Here is a 22,262-nt window from a genome sequence, read left to right as displayed (position 1 = left end):
GGCTCGCGGAATAAAGCCAGTGGGGGATGGCACCCTACTCCGCGACATGGGAGACGCGCCATGTATCATTCGGAACTGACGGATTTCCGGCCGGCTAGAAGGGGTTTCCACTGACGGAGGCCTTTGGGGGATCGAGGCGCGGCGCGATCTACGGTCGAAGTTACGTCCCGACCGATGTCTAAACCTTTTGTCATGCGGCGCAGGTTCGAACTCAATTCATGAAACTTGAGCGACTACATCTCTACAATTTTCGGTGCTTCCAGAAGCTCACCATCGACTTCGATGAGAAGCTCACGGTCATTACCGCTAATAACGGTGCTGGAAAGACAGCACTACTTGACGCAATTGCCATTGGATTCGGTCGGTATCTTGTGAAGCTTCCGGGAGTCACCGGTCGGAGCACATCCGAAACCGATCTTCACATTAGTAGCGGCGAACAGCGCGCACCATTTCTTGCCATGGGATGGGAGGCTCGGACACAAGACGATCGAGTCATTGCTTGGTCCGGAGCACGTCGGCGTGACACATCTAAAAGCGTTCTTAATTCCCGAAAGGCGGCAGCCAAAGACCACGAATGGATGAATTGGGGGTTAAGCGGAATTAACGAATTCGTTGATGATATCGTCGAGGCGGAAGCGGAAAATCGATCTTACTTCCTTCCGGTAATTGCGTATTATGGAACCAACCGAGCGATTAGAGAGGAAGTGCATCGTCGCCGTAACTTTAGGAAATCGTTTTCGCGTTTTGATGCACTCGCCGGTGCATTGGACCCGGATTCGCGATTTCGCGCGGCGTTTGAGTGGTTTAATGCCATGGAGGATGCCGAGAGGCGGGAGCGGGATGCTCGACGAGATTTTGCATTTCGACTGCCTGAACTTGAAGTTGTGCGGGAAGCTGTAGTGCGGCTCCTCGGCGAGGATTTCATGGCCCCTCGCACTGAAATTCGCCCGTTGCGATTTGTTATTGATCAGAAGATCGATGAGCAAAGGACGCGGACCTTGCGAATTAGTCAACTGAGCGATGGCTACCGTGTCGTCCTCGGAATGACAATGGACCTGGCACGCCGGATTGCGCAAGCGAATAAACCGCGCGATGCAAAAAGCGCCTTAGATTTACCTGCCATCGTGCTGATTGATGAGGTTGATCTACATTTGCACCCCTCTTGGCAGCAACGAGTCTTGACCGACCTAACCAATGTCTTCCGCGGCGCCCAGTTCATCGTTACCACGCACAGTCCTCAACTACTGACGACCGTGCGTCGGGCGAATATTAGATTCCTCGCCAAGAACGAAGAAGATACCTTATACGTCGGAATTCCAGGGGAGGAGACTTATGGCATCGAAAGTCAAAATGCGCTCAATGATGTAATGCGAGTTAATCCGACGCCCCCAGTTCCGCCTGCCGATTGGTACGCGAATTACGTAGCCATGATTGAAAATGGAGCGCATGAGGGCATGGAAGGGCGTGCTTTACGAAAAAAGCTAATCAATCTATACGGCTCAACTCACGATTTGATTTCGAATGCAGACCGTCTCATACGATTTCAGAAATTTAAATTAAATCGGAAAAAGAAAAATACGTGAGGATTGGTGTATGCATAAATTAAATCGCGGCTTAGTCGAGGCCCCACCATGCCTTTCAAATTATGATCACACGACGCACGAATGGAGCGACTTTGGTGGAGGCTGCAAGCGTCGTCTTCGGCTCGCGCTTCAGTCAATGCAGGGCGAGAAAATATTGGCGGACGACGCAGACGACTGCGAGGAGTCAATTTCCGGACTTCGATGTGCGTATTGTGAGGCTCAGATCTTCCATGGTGGTCATATTGAACATTTTCGGAGAAAAAACAAAGCCCACTTTCCGGAGTTGATGTTCTCGTGGACAAACCTCTTCATTGCCTGTGGGTCTCTGGAGCATTGCGGACACTACAAAGATCGAAGGGGCAGCTTTTATGATCCGGACGAGTTAATAAAGCCTGATGAGCATGATCCGGACGAATACCTGTATTTCCACTCTTCAGGCGAAGTCAGAGTCAGGGAAAGGACGCCAAAGGTGCAGGCAGAAGAGAGGCGCGCGGCTGAAACTATCAGAGTTTTCAATCTTAACGCCGGCTCATTGCGCGGGAAGAGAAAAAGTGCTGTCGATCGATACAGGAATCCCGAAGATCTTGAAGAGATAATGAGTTGGACTGACGAAGATCGAGCTCTTTATATTCAGCAAGAGATTGATGAGACTCAGTGGCTCCCATTTAGCACCACGATTCGCCATTTCTTTGAGAAGCTGAAGTAAATAACCTTCCCTCAGTTTTTGTGGCGTAGATGTCTATGTACAAGATGAAATGCGAGGAAACCTGGCGGAGGCGCGCTTAGAGTATGAGCCGGGTAATACTGCTATGACGCTAGCCCACAAAACTGTCCCATTTGAAAGTGGAAAATTCCAGCATGACGTTGTCATCGAGACCAGGAGGTCATGCCGTGAAGAAGAGTAAGTTCACCGAAGAGCAGATCGCATACGCATTGAAGCAGGCCGAGCTGGGTACGCCTGTCGCGGAGGTCTGCCGCAAGATGGGGATCAGCGACGCGACGTTCTACAATTGGCGGACGAAATATGGCGGCCTGTCGCCCTCGGAGCTACGCCGGCTGAAGCAACTTGAGGAAGAGAACGCCAAGCTCAAGCGGCTCGTGGCCGATCTGTCGCTGGACAAGGCCATGCTGCAGGACGTGCTGTCAAAAAAATCTGAAGTCTTCTCGGCGCCGTGAGCTTGTCACGGACTTGATGCAGCGTTTCGGCGCAAGCCAGCGACAGGCCTGCGCATTGTTGCAACTGTCCCGTACGGTCTACCGCTACGAGTCGGTCGCGCGGGATCAAAGCGTACTGGAAATGCGCATCAAGGAGATTACGGAAGTGCGGGCGCATTACGGTGCGCCCCGCGTGTACGTGATGCTTCGCCGGGAAGGCTGGAGAGACAACCACAAGAGAGTAGAACGCGTGTATCGCGAACTGGGCCTTTCGTTGCGCCATAAGCGACCTCGACGGAACAAGTCGGCTCGCCGCCGCCAGCCGAAGCAGTCAGTAAGTGCAATCAACGAAATCTGGAGTATGGATTTCGTTGCGGACGCGCTGTTTGATGGTCGACGCTTGCGCACGCTCACGATCGTGGACAACTACACGCGGGAATGCTTGGCGATTGAAGTCGATGGCTCATTGCGTGGCGAGCACGTTGTCGCTGCGCTGACTCGGCTCGCGCATCATCGTCCGCTTCCCCGCTATATCAAGGCAGACAACGGCAGCGAGTTCATTTCGAAGGCGCTCGACAAATGGGCGTACGAAAATGGCGTGGAGATTGACTTCTCGCGTCCTGGCAAGCCGACCGACAATGCGAAGAATGAATCCTTCAACGGGCGCTTTCGGGAGGAGTGCCTCAACGCACACTGGTTCTTGTCGCTGGAAGACGCCAGACGCAAAATCGAAGTCTGGCGCGAGTACTATAACGAGACGCGTCCTCACTCTGCGCTGCAGTGGATGACACCGGCGGAATTCGCCCGCCAGTGCACCGATCGGGCCGGTTCGGCCCGCCCCGAAGAGCCGGAATTTTCCAGCTAAGACTGGGACGGAAATTGGGCTAGCCTCAATTTGCGCCGAAGTGAGTTAGTCGGGCTCATCAGCGGCTATCGCTTGGATTTTAGCGGCTAAAATGACATGTAATCTTGGGTGGGGGCGGATCGAGCCAATCCCTGATGTGTCAACGAACAGTCAGGGTGGACAGCATGTGCTCACATGGCATGTTCATCAAGCGGTAGTTTTCTCGACATAATGAAGATCACGGCTGACATCGACGCAGCGCGGATCGAATATCTAATGAGACGGACGGGGCATGTATCTCGACAAGCTGACGCTGAACAATTTTCGTTCCTTTGCGGAGTCGGAAATTCCACTGTGCAAGGATCTCACGCTTTTCGTCGGAGAGAATAATGGCGGCAAGAGCAACGCGATCGACGCTATCCGCCTCCTGACCGCGCCGCTCGGTGGGCGGCGAGAGCTTTATTGCGAGACGACCGACGTCAGGTTTGGAAGTGCAGAGCGAAAGTTTGAGCTAAGCGCCACCTTTACGGAATTGAGCCCGGCGCAGCAGGGCCGGATGATCTCGGCCGCGACCGATGCGGCAATCAGTGGATGCGCGTTTGGTCTCAAATATGATGAGACGACCCGGCGCTTTCCAATCCGGCCGACCCTGTGGGCGGGGCATCAGCGGGGGAATCCTGAGCCTGGGTGCCATGAGATGATCCGCCACGTGTATTTGCCGCCGTTGCGCGATGCGAAGCGGGCGCTTGCCTCGGGCAATCCGACGCGGATTTATGCCCTGCTGAACCACTTCCTTGAAGGTGGTGATCCGGAGGATCTGGCCAAAAGCCTGCGGCGCGGTGCCGAGGCGGAGATTCTCGGCAAGGTTGGCGGAGCTGTAGAAATTGGTTTGAGCGCCTTAACGGCCGGTGTTCGTCGCCAAGCGGCATCGTTGGGTTTCGCGAGCGATGAGAAACTGATCGATATCGCGCGTGACCTACGCTTCAAGCTCGCCGATCACGGCATCGAACCTGAAGATCTTCGCTACTCAGGGCATGGCTACGCGAACCTTCTCTACATGGCCACGATTGCAGTCGAGCTGGAGAAGATTAACGACGCTGACCTTACGCTCTTCCTCGTCGAGGAGCCGGAGGCGCATCTTCATCCGCAGCTGCAAGCCGCAGTCCTGAGCTTCCTAGATGAGCAGGCTGAGAAATCACGCAATCCGCGCAAAGGCCACCAAGGGCCCGCGGGAGAGTTGCAGGTAATCGTGGCGACCCATTCACCGAACCTGTCGGCGTGGGTTGAAAGCAAGAGGCTTGTCTTTTTCCGCTCCTTTCTTCCGGCACCGGTGAAGGATGCTCCCGGAGACGTTGGCGAGGAACCACAGCCGCTGGCCGAGGCGCCTGCCGAGATCAGGCCAGAAATCGAGCCGATCCCGGTCATGCCGGTCGGTCACCCGCGACGCGTGACGCGATGCATTCCGCTTGCGGCGCTGGCGCTCGATCCGGTTGAGCGCCGCAAGGTCGATCGTTATCTTGACGTGACTAAATCGGCCTTCCTCTTCGGAGGTCGCGTGCTTCTGGTGGAAGGCATAGCCGAGGCGCTTCTGCTACCGGTTATGGCCAAGAAGATCGTGTTGAAGGACGATGCGGATCGGCTTCGCATCTTCCGCTCGGCCGTGTTTGTGCCGATCGACGGGGTCGATTTTCAGCCATATGCCAAGCTTCTTTTATCGCCCTTCAATGATGTGCGGATCGCAGACCGTCTCATCATTTTGACGGATGGCGATGGCGGGGACGTGGCAGAGGGCGCGGAGAGGCCCGGCGCCGCGCGGAAGCGCGATCTGGATGCGCTAGCCGTTGGGCTGGGCGCAGGCGAACTACTAGAGGTCGTCATCAATGACTATTCACTTGAGACGGAGTTGGTGCGTGCCGGCAACGCGGCCGTCCTCAGGAACGTCTATCTCAAGCTGCACCCGCGCTCTGCTGACAAGTGGGACGCCGCAGTCGCGCTGGCTGACGTGGCGCAGGCGGTGGCGATCCAGAAACTGTTCGAGACGACGCGCAAAGGGGACTTCGCTCAGATCGTCGCCGAGGAAATCAATAGGGGTACGGCATTCACGGTGCCGGTCTATCTGAAGGCGGCAATTGAGGCGCTGGTAAAGTGATCGCCGAGCCATTTAAGCCGACCGATGAGCAACGGCGGGTGATCGAACATTCTGGCTCGGCGTTCGTCGCTGCGTGCCCGGGCGCTGGTAAAACCCGCGTTATGGTCGAGCGAGCGCGGAAGCTTCTTGGCGATAGACCGACAGGCCGCGGAATTGCCTTTCTGTCCTTTACCATCGCCGCAGTCTCGGAATTGGAGGACCGATTGCGTCGAGAGGGGCTTGTCGAGACTCCGGTCTTCCCGCATTTCATCGGCACCTTTGACGCGTTTCTCTGGCAATTTCTCATCGCGCCGTTCGGCATTGACGGCTGCGACGCAAGGCCCAGATTGATCCCCGACAAGGATGATTGGTCGATACAGCCATTTGCGGGCGCACAAGCCCTGCCGCTGGAGTGCTTCGACCGTACAACGGGAAACGCAATCCCGATTCTGGTCCAGCGCCACGGATTTCGCGGCAAGATCAAGGCGCACGAAACAGCGGCGCGGAATACGCGCGCGCGATTTTGGGAGCGCGGTGAACTCGACTTCGCCGATGCGCGTTCCGTCGCACTTGCGCGCCTTCGCGATCCCGCGTGTGGTGCGGTGCTTGGGCCGGCGTTTGCAGCGCGCTTTCTCGAACTCATTGTTGATGAGGCGCAGGATTGCAATCCAGTCGATTTGGAGATTATCGATTGGTTCCGCATGGCGGGCGTGCCTGTAAAGGTGATTTGTGACCCAAACCAGGCAATTTACGGATTCCGCGGCGGCGTGGCGCGGGAGCTTGGTCAGTTCGCAGAGACATTCGACATGGCGGAGCGATTGCCCATGAACGGAAATTTCCGTTCGAGTGGGCACATCGCAAAGGGAATCGTGGCCTTGCGCGCACCCGACATGCGCGCGTCAGTCGACAAGGCTCTCGGAGAGTATCGCGACGAGCCGACGGCGGTGCATATCCTGTCATATTCCGGCAAAGGCGTGCCCTCGACAATCGGGGCAAAGTTCCAGGAACTGGTGGCGGCGATGGGCCTTGCAGCGCGAGATTGCCCAGTGGTCTCGGCAACACGGCGGACCGGCGCGAATGCCCTTGGCTATCCCCAGGATTCAGGAGTTCGAGATCTCAGCTACAGGCTGGCAGTCGCGGTCAGCGATTTTCACCTCTCGTTCGAGGTCGGAGGGCGGAAGGACGCGCTAGTCGCCATCCATCGGATCATGCTCGAAGTGAGTGGCCAGATAGCTGGAAAGACATATCATCAGCATCTTGCCGACGGTGACATTGCTCCAGAAACTTGGCGACCAGATGCTCTAGCGTTGGCTCACGCCCTTCAGTTCAATCCGGAGCGATTTGCCACCGCCGAGGCATGGCATGATGAGGCACGCCGACTGCTAGCACCATTGCTCCCGGCGGACGGTCCATCCATCAATCAGCGTCTTCGTCGCAATGGTGATTTGGAGAAAGCACTGTCGGGTGCACCGGCGTCTGGCCACGCCGCGCGGACGATCCATAGTGTAAAGGGCATGGAGTTTCCCGCAATCTGCGTAGTGATGTCGCCAAGCACAGCCAAGGGAATTGTCGACTTCCTGACTGGTGGCGTAGCGGGTGACAACGAGGAAGCCCGCAAGATCTATGTCGGAGCATCGAGGGCGCAACGCCTTCTGGCGATCGCGTTGCCGCGGACGCAGGCTCCCCGCCTTCAGCGCTTGATGGCGACAATGGGTGGGGCGGTCGAACTCGTTGCACTCTAGCACCATGCGTTACTTGGCCTCCGGAGCGCTTTGGGCCGCTCGCTTGTGGATTGTGGCGGCATCGATCATCTGCGCTCGGATCCAAAACTCCTTGACCGAACTCCTGACCATAGCTAGTTCATAAACCGTGAATTACCGCTACGCAGAGGCATTAGATGGACAAAGTAACAATAGTAAGTATTGCTAGCGCTCTTGGACGTTTTGCTAACACTATGAGGCTTTACGGCGAGGCCTACTTGAGATACCGAGACTTGGCCGCGATCGACCGAGAGGAGGCTATCCACAATCTCGATCGAGCATTCGAGCATAATCTCGAGGGATTTCATACCTTGTATGATGTGTCGCAGCAGGTATTCGATTTCCATGGCCATCCAGATTGCAGCCTGCTAATTTCTCTACGCAATGCCCTCCACCATCGTGATCATCCCTTGTTCCACAGCTTGCTCCAGACGATTTGGTTAGACGGGAAGCCAGAACGGCTGCTGGGAGTTGAGTACCTAATGGCTCGCCATCGAACAACAGGCGGGAATCCTCCGCCGATGATGCATCTGATCAAGTTAGAAGACGTTTATGAACGACTCGATCCGCGTCGTGAGTCGGTCTATTTAAATCAAATGGGTAAGGCCAATGCCCTATCTAGGTTCGTCACTCTGGAAAATGGTCTTGCGTTCGAGAAGGTGTGGGATAAAGCAAAAAAAGATCACTACCCTTTCAAGCAAGTGTATTTAGATGTCTTGCCAATATTCAACAGTGCTGTTTCGCGCATTTTTGCTGTGTTGGATGCGGCACGAATTCCATTTCAAGGGTTTGACGCGAATGTCTACAAATCTACGTTTATGCAAGAATTGATAATAGATTCTCAACATTTCGATTTTTTCGGTCTGCGCATGCATGCGTTACAGATAGAAACCGGTCCGAAGCTCACAATTCAAGAAGCCTCTATCAGCCGGGGCTGTACCTATGGGTAATGGAGGGTGAGTAGACGTTATGCCATCGGGGCAAGATGATGTGGGGTGTTAAGCTCCCGGCAAGGAGAGCGGAATCAAATGAAAGACATATCGCATGACGAGGTTATGGCTGAACTGTTCCGTGCCGATTTAACCTATTCAGCGGACATGCTTGCCGAAGTCGGCCATGAGGGCAGTTCGGCCGAACTGGCCATACTGTTGGGATAGATAGCCGTGGAGTTCGGACAGGATGGCACCGACTCGGATTGTAAAACGGGGCAACTATGACCCAAGCAGCTTGGACTCGTGACGGTCGTCCGGTGGACGCAGCCTCCATTCCCGGCGGTGAGTGGGATGCATTGAAACAGACGGCGCAGTTAGGTGACTTCGTCATGCCGTGCTGCAAAGCACCGGCCGTGCTCAAGACAAGCATCAATGGTATGCCTTTCTTCGCCCATTTGTCGGACGAGTGCAGTACTGCGCCCGAGACGAAATGGCACAAGTCGGGCAAGACAGCAGTGATGGCAGCCTTAACCGACCTGGGGATCGAGAGTCGTGACGAAGTACCGGGTCGATCGCCGAGCGGTAACAAGTGGGAGGCCGATGTTCTCTTCTCGTTTTCCGGTCGTACCATCGTAATTGAACTGCAACGCTCCTACCAACACCTACGCGACTTCACGCGTCGGCAGGAGCGGTACACTGCATCGGGCGTTGAGTGCTATTGGTTAGTACGCGAAGAGACATTCATTACCCTAGCCAAGGCTACTTCGCGCCTGCTGTTGAAGCGCGATTTCGGTAATGTATTTCCTCCTAGCGGCATCGGCACCGGCATGCTGGCCGAGTTGCCGGTAGCGATGCTGGACACCGAGGGCGAGCAGTTGATTCAGTTCGGCGGGTTCAAGGTCGCGACTGTGCCGGTGTGGCTGGCAGGCATCCTCAATGGTGAATACCAATATCGCGGTGGCTCGTGGAATCTTGGTTGAGCTTCAGTGTTCAACATGGCATTCTTGATGGCATTGCATTGAGGTTGTCTTCTAATGCATTGAAAAAAGAGCGTTTTTTTGTGTTGTTAATAATCGAGTGGGAGTGAGCATTTCGGCTAAATCGGCGTTCGATTCCGCTTGTGTCGTGGCGCATCGCTTGATGTCGCGATAGTTCGCAAGCGGATGACCGATTCGGTTGGCTTGCTGCCCCGGCTCACGCAGGGGCAAGAAGCGGCCTGGCAATGGATTGCCAGGCCGTTTTGCGTTAACGCATGAAGTCGGCGAGCGTGGCGTTTTCCGTTCCGGGGCCGGATACGTCACACATGCGCCCGCCCGAGCGACCGCAGATACATCGGCACTTTCGCCTTGGTCGTCGCCTGAACCCGTGACATCAGCGCATGATCGATGCGATCCAGCCCATAAGTCCGCGAAATGTCCTGCTGCAACCGGCACCACAGATGGCCGGCCATCTCCGCATCGACCATCGCGCGGTGCGCACGGCCCGATTGCGGCAGCCGCAGCATCTCGGCCAGGCTCGACAGGCGGTGACTGCGCGCGTCCGGGTAGATCCGTCGCGCCACCAGCATCGTGCACGCAAACGCATGGTCGGCCGACATGCCGAGCATCCCGAGTTCCGACTGCCAGAAGCGTTTGTCGAAACCGGCGTTGTGGGCCACGACCGCATGCTGGCCGACGAACGCCGCCGCTTCCTTCATGACTTCGGAAGCCGGGGGCGCCGCCGCGATCATGTCGTTCGTGATGCCCGTGAGCGCGACGACGTCGGACGGGATGCGTCGGCCTGCATTCATCAAACTCTGGAAACGGTCGACGACCTGCCCGTCGCGCAGCAGGATGACGGCAATTTCGGTTGCACGGTCGCCCAGATTCGGCGACAGCCCGGTTGTTTCGAAGTCCAGTACCGCGACGGTTTGCATGGTTGAATTCGGGTGCTTCATTAGAGGATGTCGAGTGTGGCCGAGAGGGTAGCATCTTCGGGCGCGCGAACGGCGGGTTCGTCGAGCGGGCAGGCTGTCGATTGACGATAATGAAAATCTCGCTCCAGGCCAGTCGGACATGCTGCCGTGACTCAACTGACGCTACCCGGATTCGATGCGCCGCCGCCGGTTCCCGTGCACCGCTTCTTTTTCGCCGTGATGCCGGATCCGGCCACGGCCGTGCGCATTGCCGGCATGGCCAACAGCTTGCGACTGGAGAAGGACAGTCCAGTGGGCCCGGAGCGTCTGCACATCACGCTCGGCTCTCTAGGCGACTTCGCGTACGTGCCGGACGCTACGCTTGCGCGGGCCCGCGCGGTGGCGGACCGCATGGATGGGCCGTCTTTCTCCGTGAAGTTCGACAGGATCATCAGCTTCAACGGGCGGCCCGGTCATCAGCCGCTCGTGCTGATGGGGCGGGCCGGTCTGGGACACTTGATCGACTTTCGACGGCAGTTGCGACGTGCGCTGAAACAAGAGGCGGGGCTGAGCATTCTTCCTGCAGGTTTCACCCCGCACGTGACGCTGCTGTATGGCGCGCCAAGGCCCGATGAGTATCGGATCGAGCCGATTACCTGGTCCGTCTTCGACTTCGTCCTGATCGATAGCTGGCTCGGCAAGTCGCACTACGACGTGTTGGGGCGCTGGCCGCTGACGACCGGCAGCCCGTCGGGATGATTTTCAGTCTCGACCGCACCCGCGATAACGAAGATGAATCAGCGGATAAGGCCGCCCTTGTCCATCCAGCTCCGATCGCCCGCAGCGCTCGAATCCGAGCCGTTCATAGAATCGTGCCGCCGCTTCGTTCTGTTCGTTGACGTCGGTCGACAGGTCGGGATGGCGCTTGATCGCCTCTTCGACGAGCAGCCGCCCGACCCCCGCGCGATGGTGGGCGGGATCGACGAACAGCGCTTCCATGTGGCTGCCGTCGAGCAGCATGAAGCCGATCGGGCGATCGGTTTCGTCGACGGCCAGATCGAGCGGTGCGCTCGGCAGAAACGCGACGACTTCGCATTCGATCGCGCGACGATCGTCTTCGCTCAGGAAGTGATGCGTGGCATCGACGGCTTGGCGCCAGATGTCCAGTACGCGTGTGCCGTCGGCCTCGGTGGATTGTCGAATTCTGATCATGGTTTGATATGGGATGACTTGGCGCTCGCCGGGGGCCGCCTCGGTGACGGAGCGAACGCGTCGCGGTAATGCACAAGCGACAGCGAAGTGTCACGCGGATGGCAGTCGCGCGTGCTCCAGCACCGCCGCCCGCTCCATCGCCCGTCGCGCGACATCGCGCACACCCGCGCTCATCGGCAAATCGTCGCGGTCGAGTTCGTCGAGGCCGAACCAGCGCGCGTCGAGCGCGTCGTCGCCGGCGGCTGGCGTGCCGCGCAGCCATCTGCACAGCACCGCGACCATGATGAAATGCTGGCGCACGGCGCCGTGCGCATCGTAATCGAACGCGTCCAGCGCGGTAAAGGCGTCGAGCGCCTCCACGTCGATCGTCGTTTCTTCCGCGATCTCGCGCACGACCGCCTCGGCAAGCGGCTCGCCCGGCTCGATCTTGCCGCCGGGGAAGCCCCAGCAGCCGGCATCGGGCGGGTTCGCGCGGCGCACGAGCAGCACGTCGCGCTCGCGCAGCACGATGCCGATCACGGCGGGAACGGGGCGCAAGGGTGCAGCGTTGCCGGTAGCGGACGTGCCGGTAGCGGACATGGTCGGGCCTATCCGTTGGTTCGAACAAATGCGGGCGCGGGGGCACCGCTCATCGCGCGTCCCCGGTACGCCGTTCGATCGCGCGGATCACGGCGACCATATCGGCCGCGCCATGTCCGGCCTGTTCGGTTTCGCCGTAAAGCGCATGGCAGATGTCGAGCAGCGGCGACGCGATGCCGATGCCGCGCGCGGACTCGGCGACGAGGCGCGCGTTTTTCAGCACGTCGCTGATCGCGGCCTGCACCGAGAAATCTTCTGTGACGAACTTGCCGAGCTTCACGCGCGACACGTCGCTCGCCATCGGGCCGGCATTCAGCACGTCGGCGAAGCGCGCGAGGTCGATGCCGTGACGTTGCGCGAAGTGCGTGGCTTCGGCGAGACCGGTGACCATCGTGATCAGGAACAGGTTGACCGCGAGTTTCATCGTCAGCGCCGCCGGCACGTCGCCGCACACGAAGCTGTCGCGGCACAGCGGCTTCACGAGCGTGCGGATGGCATCGACATCGTCCGGCGCGCCGGCCAGCATCACGACGAGCTGACCGGCTTCGGCCGGCTTGCGCGAGCCTGATACCGGCGCCTCGACGTAGCGGCCCGACGCGGCGGCGATGTCGTCGGCGAGCGCGCGAGAATACTCGGGCGCATTCGTGCCCATGTTGACGATCGTGTGTCCACCGACCCGCGCGGCAAAAGCACGTGTGCCGCGGGCGAGAGCGGCATCGATGGCCGCGTCGTTCGCGAGCATCAGGATCACGGTGCGGCAGGACGCGAATACGTCGTCGATGCCGTCGGCCACCCGTGCGCCGGCGTCGCGCAGTGCATCGTCGCTGCCGTGCGAACGACTCCACACGACGAGCGGCGTGCCGGCCCGCGCGAGATTGAGCGCCATCGGCGTGCCCATCACGCCGAGGCCGATGAATCCGACTGCGGTTTGCATGATGCTGCTCCCACGGTGGGTGATGCGATCGTGGGCGTCAGTATCGCAGCGTTTGCGCATGCCTGCCATCCGGCCCGCGCGACCGCGGCAGCCGGGTCATCGCCGCGACGCGATCTCCGCCAGGTACGGCCACGGATAGATGCCGCGTGCATGGCCGTCGCCGAACAGGAAGCGCACGCCGTAGCCGAGCGCTTCCACGCCGTCCAACGTCAGGCTGGCCCGCGCGTCGATATGGCCGCCATCGAAGCGGATTCTCCGGCATTGCGCACACGGGCAATCGCCGCGCAACCGCGCATAGCCGATGCGTTGCGTGACGCCGCCGGGCCAGTGCAACGTCAGTGCATGCGCGGGGTGATCGAGTTCGATTTCGGTCGGCGCGATCATCGCGCCGCCTCGTCGATCTGTCCGATCGCGATCCGCGCGGCCTTGCGGACTTCGGGGTCGCGATCGTCGAGTGCGCCGTGCAGCGCGGGCAGCGTCTCCCGGGCTCGCAATTCGCCGAGCGCGAGTGCGGCTTCCTTGCGCAGATTGCTGATCGCATGCGAGAGCAGCGCGACGACGGCCGATGCCGCGGCCGCATCGCGCAATTGGCCGAGTGCGCGGACGGCGCGCACGCGCACCTGCCAGTAATCGTCGTCGAGCGCGGCGACGAGCGGGTCGCGCGCAACGGCGGCGCGCAGCTTGCCGAGCGTGGCAGCGGCTTCCTCGCGTACCTGCCATGCGGCGTCGCGCAGCGCGGCGAGCAATGCGGTGACGACGGCCGCATCGCTCGCCGAAGCAAATCCGATTGCGCCGACCGCGGCGCGGCGCACGTCCACATCGGTGTCCGTGGTCGCGACGCGCGCGAGCGGCGGCAGCGCGCGGCCGTCCTTGAGCCAGCCGAGCACGACGACCGCCTCGGCGCGGACGTTCGCATCGCTTGCATCGAGCGCGCGCAGCGCCGGCGCGAACGCATCGGGGTCGCGCAACTCGCGCAAGCCGCGCAGCACGGCGGCGCGCACGAACGGCTCGGGCCGGTCGGCCCAGCGGCACAGCACGGCGCCCGATGCCGCGCTCTTCAGTTCGGACAGGCTTTGCGCGGCGGTCGCGCGCACGCCGTCGTCCGGATCGAGCAGCGCGTGGCACAGCGCGTCGACGACATCGGGCTGCTCCCACGCGTCGAGCACGCGTGCAGCCTCGCGGCGCACATCGGCCGACGCATCGTCGCGCAGCGCCGCGACGAACGACGGCACGAGTTCGGGCGCTTCGAGGTCGGCGAGTTCGAGCAGCGCGATGCGGCGCACCGATGCATCGGCTGCGGCGAGGCGCGCGACGAGCACGGCGTGATCGGCGTGATCGCCGGCCGGCACGCCCGGCAGCGGAAAAGCGGAGGAAGAAGCGGTCATGGATAAAGTCGGTGCGGTGGACGGGCCGGCATGCGTACTGATGCGACCTTCGCGCAATAGCGCGAGACAGCGGCGCTCGATGTCGACGAAAGCCGGCTCGGTCGTGCCGTCGCCGGTGCGGGGCCGTGCGCCGTGTCAGCGCAGCAGGTAAGGGATGTCGACCTTGACCGCGCCGGTCGGGCAATCGCGTTCGCACGGCATGCAGTACCAGCATTCGTCGAACTGCATGTAGGCCTTGCCCTTGGTGACGTCGATCGCGAGCAGGTCGAGCGGGCATACGTCGACGCACACGGTGCAGCCCTTGTCGGCGATGCACAGCGACTCGTCGATCGTCACGGGCGCGCTGCTGCGCTGGAAGATGTCGTGCGGGGTATGCGGCATGGCAAGGTTCCTCAAAGGGCGGCCGCGAGCGCGGCCGGTTCGCGGATGCGCAATTGCGCGTAGGCGCCGCGTTCGTCGTCGGCAAGCGGCACGACGTACGGCTCGACCGGCCGCTTCTCGCTGCGCATCGCGCCTGCGGCATCCTTGCGCAGCCAGGTGTGGCAGAACCATTCGGCATCGTTGCGATGCGGAAAATCGACGCGATGGTGGTACAGGCCCCAGCGGCTTTCGGTGCGGAACAGCGATGCACGTGCGGCCATTTCCGCGCAGTCGCGGATCGCGCGCACTTCGGCCGCGCGCATCAGCTCGTGCGGATGGTTCGCTTTGATCTCTTCGATATCCTCGGTAATGGCGTCAAAGCGTTGCAGCCCGATTTCCATCTTGCGCGTCACCTTCGGCGGTTGCAGGTAGTCGTTCACCATGCGGCGCAGCTTGTACTCGACCTGCGCCGGCGCGAGGCCGCGCTCGCGCAGCAGCGGTGCGAGCACGCGGGTGCGCTCGGCGTCGACCTGTTCGTCGTCCACCGGCGCATGGTCGCGGCCGGCCACGTAATCGGCCGCGTTCTGCCCGGCGAACCAGCCGTACGTAAACGCCCCGAGCATGTAGTTGTGCGGGACGGCCGCCATGTCGCCCGCTGCGTAAAGCCCCGGCACGGTCGTCTCCGCGCGTGCATTCACGTACACGCCGGATGCGCTGTGGCCGCTGCAGAAGCCGATTTCGGAGACGTGCATCTCGACCATCTGGCGGCGGTAGTCGGTGCCGCGCCCCGCATGGAAGCGGCCGCGGCTCGGCCGTTCGTTCGTATGCAGGATCTGCTCGATGGTTTGGATCGTTTCTTCCGCGAGATGGTCGAGCTTCAGGAATACCGGACCGTTGCCGCTTTGCAGTTCCTGGTAGAACTCCCACATCATCTGGCCGCTCCAGTAGTCGCATTCGATGAAGCGTTCGCCCTTGCCGTTCGCGGTGAAGCCGCCCAGGGGCCCCGTCACGTACGCACACGCCGGGCCGTTGTAGTCCTTGATCAGCGGATTGATCTGGAAGCATTCGAGATTCGCGAGCGCCGCGCCCGCGTGATAGGCCATCGCGTAACCGTCGCCCGCGTTGGTCGGGTTCTCGTACGTGCCCATCAGGTAGCCCGATGCCGGCAGGCCCAGGCGGCCGGCCGCGCCGCAGCACAGGATCACGGCCTTCGCGCGGATCGCGTGGAACTCGGCGGTGCGGCAGTCGAAGCCGAGCACGCCGCTCGCGCGGCCCTGCGCGTCGGTCAGCACGCGCGTCGCGACGATCCGGTTCGTGATCGCGATGCGCGCGCGCTTCAGTTGCCGGTACAGCACCTTCTTGATGTCGTGTCCTTCCGGCATCGGCAGCACGTACGAGCCCATGTGATGGACCTTCTTCACCGCGTAGTCGCCGGTGCCGTCCTTCTCGAACTTCACGCCCCAGCGGTCGAGCTGCTCGATCGTCGTGAAGCTGTGCGCCGCGTACGCGTACACGGCCGCTTGATCGACGATCCCGTCGTTGGCGATCGTGATCTCGCGCGTGTACTGCTCGGGCGTCGCATGGCCGGGAATCACCGCGTTGTTCAGGCCGTCCATCCCCATCGAGATCGCGCCGCTGCGTTTGACGTTGGCCTTCTCGAGCAGCAGCACGCGCAGCGACGGATCGCGCTCCTTCGCCTTGATGGCCGCCATCGGCCCGGCCGTGCCGCCGCCGACCACGACGATGTCGTATTCGTGCACATGGGTGTTCATCGTGGGTTCCTTGCAGGTTTGCGCGTCTTCTGCCGGTCGACGCGCAACCGGTACTGGAAGGCGTCGCCGCGGAAGTACAGGTATTCGTAGTCGATCGGCGCCCCCGACGCGTCGTGCGTGAGGCGCTCGATGCGCAGCACGGGGCTGCTTTCCTCGACGTGCAGCGCGTCGACGATGTCGTCGTCGGCGAGGATCGCGTCGATCGACACGTCGGCGTGGCCGAGCGGGATGCCGCAGTCGTTCTCCAGGATCAGGAAGATGTCGCGGGTCGCGAGATCGGCGCCCGCGAGCCGCTTGCCGAGCGCCTCCGGCACCCAGGTCTGTTCGAGCGACACGGGTTCGCGGTTCAGCAGCCGCACGCGATGGATCTCGACGAGCGGCGCGCCTTCCGGCACGTTCAGCTTCGTCGCGAGATGGCGATCGGCCTTCACGGTGCGCAGGCTGCGCAACTGGTTGACGATCTCGTAGCCCATCGACGACATCGCCTCGGCGAACCCTTGCAGCGACGTCACGTTCTGGAAGGCCTTCGGCTTCGACACGAACGTGCCCTTGCCGTGCAGCTTGAACAGCAGGCCTTCCTTCTGCAGGTCGCCGAGCGCCTGGCGCACCGTGATGCGGCTGACGTCGAACATCGCGCACAGTTCGTGCTCGGACGGCATCCGGCTGTGCGGCGCATAGGTGCCGTCGAGAATGCGCGCGCGCAGCGTGTCCTTGATCTGCACGTAGAGCGGGGCCGCTGACAGCGGCACGACGTTGGGTGGGGGCATCGGTCAACTTGTTATGACAAGATGAGGCGAGTGTAGCCAGCGCAAGGGCGCGCCCCAACCAAGCATTTCTGATTTCGATTTCCCGTGGCGGAAAAAGGGGGGCGGCGGCGCGAGCGGGTGACCCGACCCTTGCGAGGCGAGCGGGATCGCCGACAATAAAAGGCGTGGCCCGATGCGCGCCGCATGTCGATTTCCGGATGCGTCGCCCGTCGTATCGATGTCGACCGGGCAGTGCGCCGCGCCATGCGGCCGGCACCCCGGTTTTCCGCGAATGGCGCAACGAACGAGGAGAAACCCCATGACACGCCACATGCCGGATTCCCGATACCGCTGGGTCATTGTCGCCGCGGGCGGCCTGATGGGCTGCGTCGCGATCGGCGCGATGTTTTCGTTGCCGGTGTTCCTGCGGTCCATCGCGCACGATACGGGCTGGTCGATGACCGGCATTTCCGCGGCGATGACGCTCGGCTTCATCGCGATGGCGTTTGCGAGCATGGCGTGGGGCAGCCTGTCGGATCGCGTCGGCACGCGGCCCGTCGTCATCGCGGGGGCCGTGCTGTTGTCGGCCAGCCTGGCGCTCGCGAGCCGCGCGCCGTCGCTGCTGGTGTTCCAGCTCACCTTCGGGCTGGCCGTCGGCAGCGCGACGGCCGCGATATTCGCACCGATGATGGCGTGCGTGACCGGCTGGTTCGACACGCACCGCAGCCTCGCGGTGTCGCTCGTGTCGGCCGGCATGGGAATGGCGCCGATGACGATGGCGCCGCTGGCCGCGTGGCTCGTGTCGGTGCGAGACTGGCGCACGTCGATGCTGCTGATCGCCGTGCTGGCGGCCGTCGTGATGATTCCGGTGTCGCTCTGGTGCGCCGGGCGCCCGCGCTTGAGCAGGCGCCCGCGCCCGTGCAGGCGGCGGCCGAGTCGGCGACTGCCGGCGCGCCGGCCCCGACGATGTCGGTCGCGGATGCGCTGCGCTCGCCGCAGTTCATGGTGCTGGTGCTGACCAACTTCTTCTGTTGCGCGACGCATTCGGGCCCGATCTTCCATACGGTCAGCTATGCGGTGACCTGCGGGATTCCGCTGATCGTCGCCGTGTCGATCTACAGCGTCGAAGGGCTGGCCGGCATGGGCGGCCGGATCGCGTTCGGGATACTCGGCGACCGCCTCGGCGCCAAGCGCATGCTGGTCGCCGGACTGCTCGCGCAGGCGTTCGGCGCGCTCGGCTACTACTTCGTGCGCACGCTCGACGGCTTCTACGCGGTCGCGACGCTGTTCGGCTTCATCTATGCGGGCGTGATGCCGCTGTATTCGGTGCTCGCGCGCGAGAATTTCCCGCTGCGCATGATGGGCACGGTGATCGGCGGCTGCGCGATGGCCGGCAGCCTCGGGATGGCCGCGGGCCCGGTGGCCGGCGGGCTGATCGTCGATGCGCTCGGCAGCTACGGCTGGCTGTACCTCGGCTCGTTCGCGATCGGGATCGGCGCGTTCCTGATCGCGACGCTGTTCCGCCCGTTCGCGAAAGCGCGACAGGAAACGGTGGCTGCGTAATCGGGCGGGGAGTGGGGCGCCTCGCGTTTTCTCGGGGCGGGCAGTGGCCAGCGCCTGGCTCGGATAAAAAATGGGTCGGACATCGCGCCCGTTCGGACGCGGTCGAACGGCGCTCGGCCTGCTGCGGCGCAGCAGCGCGGCAAGTGGCTGCGATCGGCGCGCATGCGCTGCGATTCGGCCCCTAAAAGCACAATATCGAGCATGTATTCGAAGGGCCTGTCATACCGGCGTCACCCTGATAGAATTCGGCCTGCCGCATTGTTCCGATTGACTGATGAGATTGCTTGACGCTCTGGTCGAACAACGTATTGCCGCCGCCGCCGCGCGGGGCGAGTTCGACGATTTGCCGGGTACCGGCGCGCCGCAGGCGCTGGATGACGACCTGCTCGTGCCCGAGGAGGTGCGGGTGGCTAACCGTATCCTGAAGAATGCGGGCTTCGTGCCGCCGGCCGTCGAACAACTGCGCGCGCTGCGCAACCTGCACGACGAGGTGCAGGCGGTCAGCGACCGCGCCGCGCGCTGCCGGCTGCAAGCGAAGATCCTCGCGCTCGACATGGCGCTCGAATCGCTGCGCGGCGGCCCGATGGTGATGCCGCGCGACTACTGCCGGCGTATCGCGGAACGCCTGTGCGAGCGCGGGCTCGACGAAGCGCCCGCCGAAGCGGGGCCGATGTGACGTCCGGCGCGCTGCCCGACGCAGCCCCTGCTGGCCTTGCGGCAGCCGCCTCGGGCGCCGAACCCGTCGCCGATTCTCCCGTTCTGGAAGCCGCGCCCATCTCGGCGCGCGATCTGCATTTCATGCGTCTTGCGCAGGCCGCCGCCGAAGAGGCGCGCGCGGCCGGCGAAGTGCCGGTCGGCGCGGTGCTCGTGCGCGGCGACGAAGTGATCGCGCGCGGCTTCAACCATCCGATCGGCGGGCACGACCCGTCCGCGCATGCCGAAATGGCCGCGCTGCGCATGGCCGCGCAGCACCTGCGGAATTACCGGATGCCCGGCTGCGAGCTGTATGTGACGCTCGAGCCGTGCCTGATGTGTGCGGGCGCGATCATGCACGCCCGCATCGCGCGGGTCGTCTATGGCGCGGCCGACCCGAAGACGGGCGCGTGCGGCAGCGTGATCGACGCATTCGCGAATCCGCAACTGAACCACCACACCGAAGTGACGGGCGGCGTGCTCGCCGACGAATGCGGCGCCGCGCTGAAGTCGTTCTTCGCCGAGCGCCGACGCGCGCTGCGCGAAGCACGGCTTGCCCGCGACGCCGAATCCGGCGCGTCATAGGCGCGTCGCCGCCGCGCCCGTCGTTGTGGGCGCGCATGGTTTCGTGAACCGCCCACGGTTCGGACCCTCTAAGCAGGTTTGACGACCTCCGACACCTTCCGCCATGTCCTTCCAGCCCGCCGCGTCCTATACCATCCGCCTGCTGGCGCCGTCCGGCTATCCGCACGACCCCGACGCGATCAACCGCGCGCTCGAGCGCCTGAGCACCGCGCAGCAGCGCATCGAGAACATCGAGGCGACGCAGCGCCGCTTCCAGCGTTTCGGCGGCACCGACGGCGAGCGGGCAGGCGACCTGAACCGCCTCGCCGATCCCGCACGGCCGTTGCCGGACATCGGGCTCGCGGTGCGCGGCGGCTACGGCGCCGCGCGCATCCTGCACGGGCTCGACTATCGCGGGCTCGAACGCAGGCTGCGCGACCAGCCGGTCGCGCTCGTCGGTCACAGCGACTTCACGGCGATCCAGTTGGCGCTGTACGCGAAGGCGCGCATCAAGACGTTCGGCGGCCCGATGCTGTCGGCCGATTTCGGCGCGGAAACGCCGAGCGACTTCACGATGCAGCATTTCTGGCAGACGCTGACGCAGCCGAGCACGACGATCGTGGCCGACGCCCCGCAGGTGCAGGCGGTGAACGTGACGGGCACGCTGTGGGGCGGCAACCTCGCGATCCTCACGTCGCTGGTCGGCACGCCATACATGCCCGACATCGAGGGCGGCATCCTGTTCATCGAAGACGTCAACGAGCAGCCGTTCCGGATCGAGCGGATGATCTATCAGTTGCACCTGTCGGGGCTGCTCGCGCGCCAGCAGGCGCTCGTGCTCGGCCAGTTCACCGGCGCGCGGCCGTTCGAGTACGACAACGGCTACGACATGCAGGCGATGATCGATCAGGTGCGCGCGGTGGTCGGGATTCCGGTCGTCACGGGGCTCCAGTTCGGCCATGTGCCCGACCTGTTGACGCTGCCGTTCGGCGCACAGGCGCAACTGGTCGCGAATGCGCACGGGTTCAGGCTCACGCTGTCGGACTATCCGCATCTCGGCTGACGCCGGCGATGCCGGCGCGATCGATCGAAAGGCGGGGTTCCCGCCTTTTTCTTTATGCAAATGCGCAACTAACCGTCGATATTTTTCGTTGACGCCGACCTGAGTTTCGCCCGGTTTTGCACCATTTTTGTCAACAAAATGGCCGCGCGGGTATACGACGAGAAGGGCCCCCGTCTTGCCTGTGAGGCTTGATATGCATGGATTTCGTGCGCGTTGCACCGAATGGAGGCACGCCGGCGCACGCCGATTGTGCGAAATCCTTCAAAAGAATTGTTGACAATCTTTGTGTCCACCCTAGGATGAGGACCATCACACGATGCCGATCATGAACGAGCCCGATTCCCCTCCGTCCGGTGCGGCCAGCCCTGAAGCGATCGCCGAGCGGATCCGCACCGCGATCCTCGAGCATCGGCTCGCGCCCGGCGCGAAGCTCACGGAGGCGCAGCTCTGCGACGTGTTCGGCGTGAAGCGCGGAACGATCCGCCAGGCGCTCGCGCAGCTCGCGACCGACAAGCTGGTCGACCTGGAGCCGAACCGCGGCGCGTTCGTCGCGAGCCCGACGCTGCAGGACGTGCACGAAGTGTTCGAGATGCGCCGGATCATCGAGCTGGCCGTGGTCGAGCGGCTCGCGACGGGCCCCGGCGCCCGGCGGCTGAAGGGCGTCGCGGCGCTGATCGACAAGGAGCGCAAGGCGTTCGAGCGGCACGACTTCGCGGCGTGGATCCGGCTGTCGGGCGAATTCCATACGGCGCTTGCCGCGCTGATGGGCAATGCGACGCTCAGCGAGTGCCTCGAAGGGCTCGTCGCACGCTCGACGCTGATGTCGGCGCTGTACGAATCGCACGGGCGCAGCCCGTGCTCGTGCGACGACCACGACGAGATCCTCGCCGCGCTGGAGGCGGGCGATCCGAAGCAGGCGGTGACGCTGATGGCGCGCCACCTGCAGCATGTCGAACTGAAGATGCTGGACCGGCCCGCGCAAGGGCAGGTCGATTTGCGCGAAGTGTTCGGCGGCGCCTGAGCGGCGACGCGAACGCGGCCGCGCGCCACAGAACGAGCGAAATGCAGGCCCCCGGCGTTTGCCGCGGGCCGCTG

Annotated in this window: 22 protein-coding genes and 2 pseudogenes; 14 read left to right on the top strand and 10 right to left on the bottom strand. The window is 62.4% G+C overall.

Features of this window, described 5'->3' with window-relative positions; genetic code table 11:
• Positions 1–218 precede the first annotated feature (218 nt).
• The 8 genes from LGM42_RS07905 to LGM42_RS07875 all read left to right on the top strand — a co-directional run bounded on the left by LGM42_RS07905 (position 219) and on the right by LGM42_RS07875 (position 9,382).
• Positions 219–1,583 (top strand): AAA family ATPase, encoded by a 1,365-nt coding sequence (locus LGM42_RS07905; protein WP_226231954.1) that lies wholly within the window; start codon positions 219–221, stop codon positions 1,581–1,583.
• A gap of 10 nt (positions 1,584–1,593) precedes the next feature.
• Positions 1,594–2,289: a retron system putative HNH endonuclease gene (locus LGM42_RS07900; RefSeq protein ID WP_226231953.1), complete on the top strand. Its 696-nt coding sequence runs from the start codon at positions 1,594–1,596 to the stop codon at positions 2,287–2,289.
• A 185-nt stretch (positions 2,290–2,474) separates the two neighbouring features.
• Positions 2,475–3,603 (top strand): IS3 family transposase gene (locus LGM42_RS07895; RefSeq protein WP_226231952.1). Its coding sequence is split into 2 segments (ribosomal slippage): positions 2,475–2,737 and positions 2,736–3,603, totalling 1,131 coding nucleotides; the frame shifts between segments, so codons are not numbered across the junction.
• A 271-nt stretch (positions 3,604–3,874) separates the two neighbouring features.
• Entirely contained in the window at positions 3,875–5,731 is a 1,857-nt protein-coding gene (locus LGM42_RS07890) for an ATP-dependent nuclease (RefSeq protein ID WP_226231951.1), read from the top strand.
• The gene (locus LGM42_RS07885; RefSeq protein ID WP_226231950.1) at positions 5,728–7,452 is read left to right on the top strand and encodes a UvrD-helicase domain-containing protein; all 1,725 of its coding nucleotides are present in this window, start codon (positions 5,728–5,730) and stop codon (positions 7,450–7,452) included. The genes LGM42_RS07890 and LGM42_RS07885 overlap by 4 nt, the downstream gene beginning before the upstream one ends.
• A gap of 155 nt (positions 7,453–7,607) precedes the next feature.
• The gene (locus LGM42_RS07880; RefSeq protein WP_226231949.1) at positions 7,608–8,420 is read left to right on the top strand and encodes a hypothetical protein; all 813 of its coding nucleotides are present in this window, start codon (positions 7,608–7,610) and stop codon (positions 8,418–8,420) included.
• Positions 8,421–8,498: 78 nt separating this feature from the next.
• Positions 8,499–8,627: a hypothetical protein gene (locus LGM42_RS33015; RefSeq protein ID WP_264168133.1), complete on the top strand. Its 129-nt coding sequence runs from the start codon at positions 8,499–8,501 to the stop codon at positions 8,625–8,627.
• 56 nt (positions 8,628–8,683) lie between these two features.
• Entirely contained in the window at positions 8,684–9,382 is a 699-nt protein-coding gene (locus tag LGM42_RS07875; protein ID WP_226231948.1) for a competence protein CoiA, read from the top strand.
• 317 nt (positions 9,383–9,699) lie between these two features.
• Here the strand turns inward: LGM42_RS07875 and LGM42_RS07870 are convergent, their stop codons facing one another.
• Complete coding sequence (locus LGM42_RS07870) at positions 9,700–10,317, bottom strand: PolC-type DNA polymerase III (protein ID WP_059645438.1); 618 nt, start codon at positions 10,315–10,317, stop codon at positions 9,700–9,702.
• Positions 10,318–10,464: 147 nt separating this feature from the next.
• On the opposite strand from LGM42_RS07870, the gene LGM42_RS07865 reads away from it, so the two are divergent.
• Positions 10,465–11,055, top strand: coding sequence for a 2'-5' RNA ligase family protein (locus tag LGM42_RS07865; RefSeq protein WP_226231947.1), 591 nt, complete (start codon positions 10,465–10,467; stop codon positions 11,053–11,055).
• Between the two features lie 3 nt (positions 11,056–11,058).
• Here LGM42_RS07865 and LGM42_RS07860 read toward each other — a convergent pair whose 3' ends face one another.
• From LGM42_RS07860 to LGM42_RS07825, 9 genes and pseudogenes are all read right to left on the bottom strand, one after another.
• The gene (locus LGM42_RS07860) at positions 11,059–11,508 is read right to left on the bottom strand and encodes an acetyltransferase (RefSeq protein WP_226231946.1); all 450 of its coding nucleotides are present in this window, start codon (positions 11,506–11,508) and stop codon (positions 11,059–11,061) included.
• Positions 11,509–11,598: 90 nt separating this feature from the next.
• Positions 11,599–12,087 carry an NUDIX hydrolase gene (locus LGM42_RS07855; RefSeq protein ID WP_226231945.1) on the bottom strand — a complete coding sequence of 163 codons (489 nt, stop codon included), beginning with the start codon at positions 12,085–12,087 and terminating at the stop codon, positions 11,599–11,601.
• 49 nt (positions 12,088–12,136) lie between these two features.
• Entirely contained in the window at positions 12,137–13,081 is a 945-nt protein-coding gene (locus LGM42_RS07850) for an NAD(P)-dependent oxidoreductase (RefSeq protein WP_226231944.1), read from the bottom strand.
• A gap of 36 nt (positions 13,082–13,117) precedes the next feature.
• Entirely contained in the window at positions 13,118–13,405 is a 288-nt protein-coding gene (locus LGM42_RS07845) for a gamma-butyrobetaine hydroxylase-like domain-containing protein (RefSeq protein WP_226231943.1), read from the bottom strand.
• Positions 13,402–14,406, bottom strand: coding sequence for a HEAT repeat domain-containing protein (locus LGM42_RS07840; RefSeq protein ID WP_226231942.1), 1,005 nt, complete (start codon positions 14,404–14,406; stop codon positions 13,402–13,404). Before LGM42_RS07840 ends, LGM42_RS07845 begins: the two co-directional genes overlap by 4 nt.
• A gap of 48 nt (positions 14,407–14,454) precedes the next feature.
• Positions 14,455–14,535 (bottom strand): annotated as a pseudogene (locus LGM42_RS33180) (ABC transporter ATP-binding protein); the annotation flags it as partial.
• A 6-nt stretch (positions 14,536–14,541) separates the two neighbouring features.
• The gene (locus tag LGM42_RS07835) at positions 14,542–14,787 is read right to left on the bottom strand and encodes a ferredoxin family protein (protein WP_006490846.1); all 246 of its coding nucleotides are present in this window, start codon (positions 14,785–14,787) and stop codon (positions 14,542–14,544) included.
• 11 nt (positions 14,788–14,798) lie between these two features.
• A complete protein-coding gene (locus LGM42_RS07830; protein ID WP_226231941.1) occupies positions 14,799–16,538 on the bottom strand; it encodes a fumarate reductase/succinate dehydrogenase flavoprotein subunit in 1,740 nt (579 codons plus the stop codon).
• Positions 16,535–17,305, bottom strand: coding sequence for a GntR family transcriptional regulator (locus LGM42_RS07825; protein WP_226231940.1), 771 nt, complete (start codon positions 17,303–17,305; stop codon positions 16,535–16,537). The genes LGM42_RS07830 and LGM42_RS07825 overlap by 4 nt, the downstream gene beginning before the upstream one ends.
• Before the next feature lie 172 nt (positions 17,306–17,477).
• Here LGM42_RS07825 and LGM42_RS07820 point away from each other — a divergent pair.
• The 5 genes and pseudogenes from LGM42_RS07820 to LGM42_RS07800 all read left to right on the top strand — a co-directional run bounded on the left by LGM42_RS07820 (position 17,478) and on the right by LGM42_RS07800 (position 22,188).
• A pseudogene (locus LGM42_RS07820) lies at positions 17,478–18,847 on the top strand (MFS transporter).
• A 274-nt stretch (positions 18,848–19,121) separates the two neighbouring features.
• Positions 19,122–19,523, top strand: a complete 402-nt coding sequence (locus tag LGM42_RS07815) for a DnaJ family domain-containing protein (protein ID WP_012328731.1) — start codon at positions 19,122–19,124, stop codon at positions 19,521–19,523.
• Positions 19,524–19,534: 11 nt separating this feature from the next.
• Positions 19,535–20,125 carry a tRNA adenosine(34) deaminase TadA gene (tadA, locus tag LGM42_RS07810; protein ID WP_081083347.1) on the top strand — a complete coding sequence of 197 codons (591 nt, stop codon included), beginning with the start codon at positions 19,535–19,537 and terminating at the stop codon, positions 20,123–20,125.
• A gap of 103 nt (positions 20,126–20,228) precedes the next feature.
• The gene (ldcA, locus tag LGM42_RS07805) at positions 20,229–21,167 is read left to right on the top strand and encodes a muramoyltetrapeptide carboxypeptidase (RefSeq protein WP_059608799.1); all 939 of its coding nucleotides are present in this window, start codon (positions 20,229–20,231) and stop codon (positions 21,165–21,167) included.
• 316 nt (positions 21,168–21,483) lie between these two features.
• Entirely contained in the window at positions 21,484–22,188 is a 705-nt protein-coding gene (locus LGM42_RS07800) for a GntR family transcriptional regulator (protein ID WP_060316692.1), read from the top strand.
• The last annotated feature ends 74 nt before the right edge of the window (positions 22,189–22,262 follow it).

The sequence above is a fragment of the Burkholderia sp. AU39826 genome, from assembly GCF_020419965.1.
GTDB classification, from domain to species: domain Bacteria; phylum Pseudomonadota; class Gammaproteobacteria; order Burkholderiales; family Burkholderiaceae; genus Burkholderia; species Burkholderia semiarida.
Note: the sequence above shows the minus strand (reverse complement) of the source record. Positions and strands in the feature narration are given on the sequence as shown.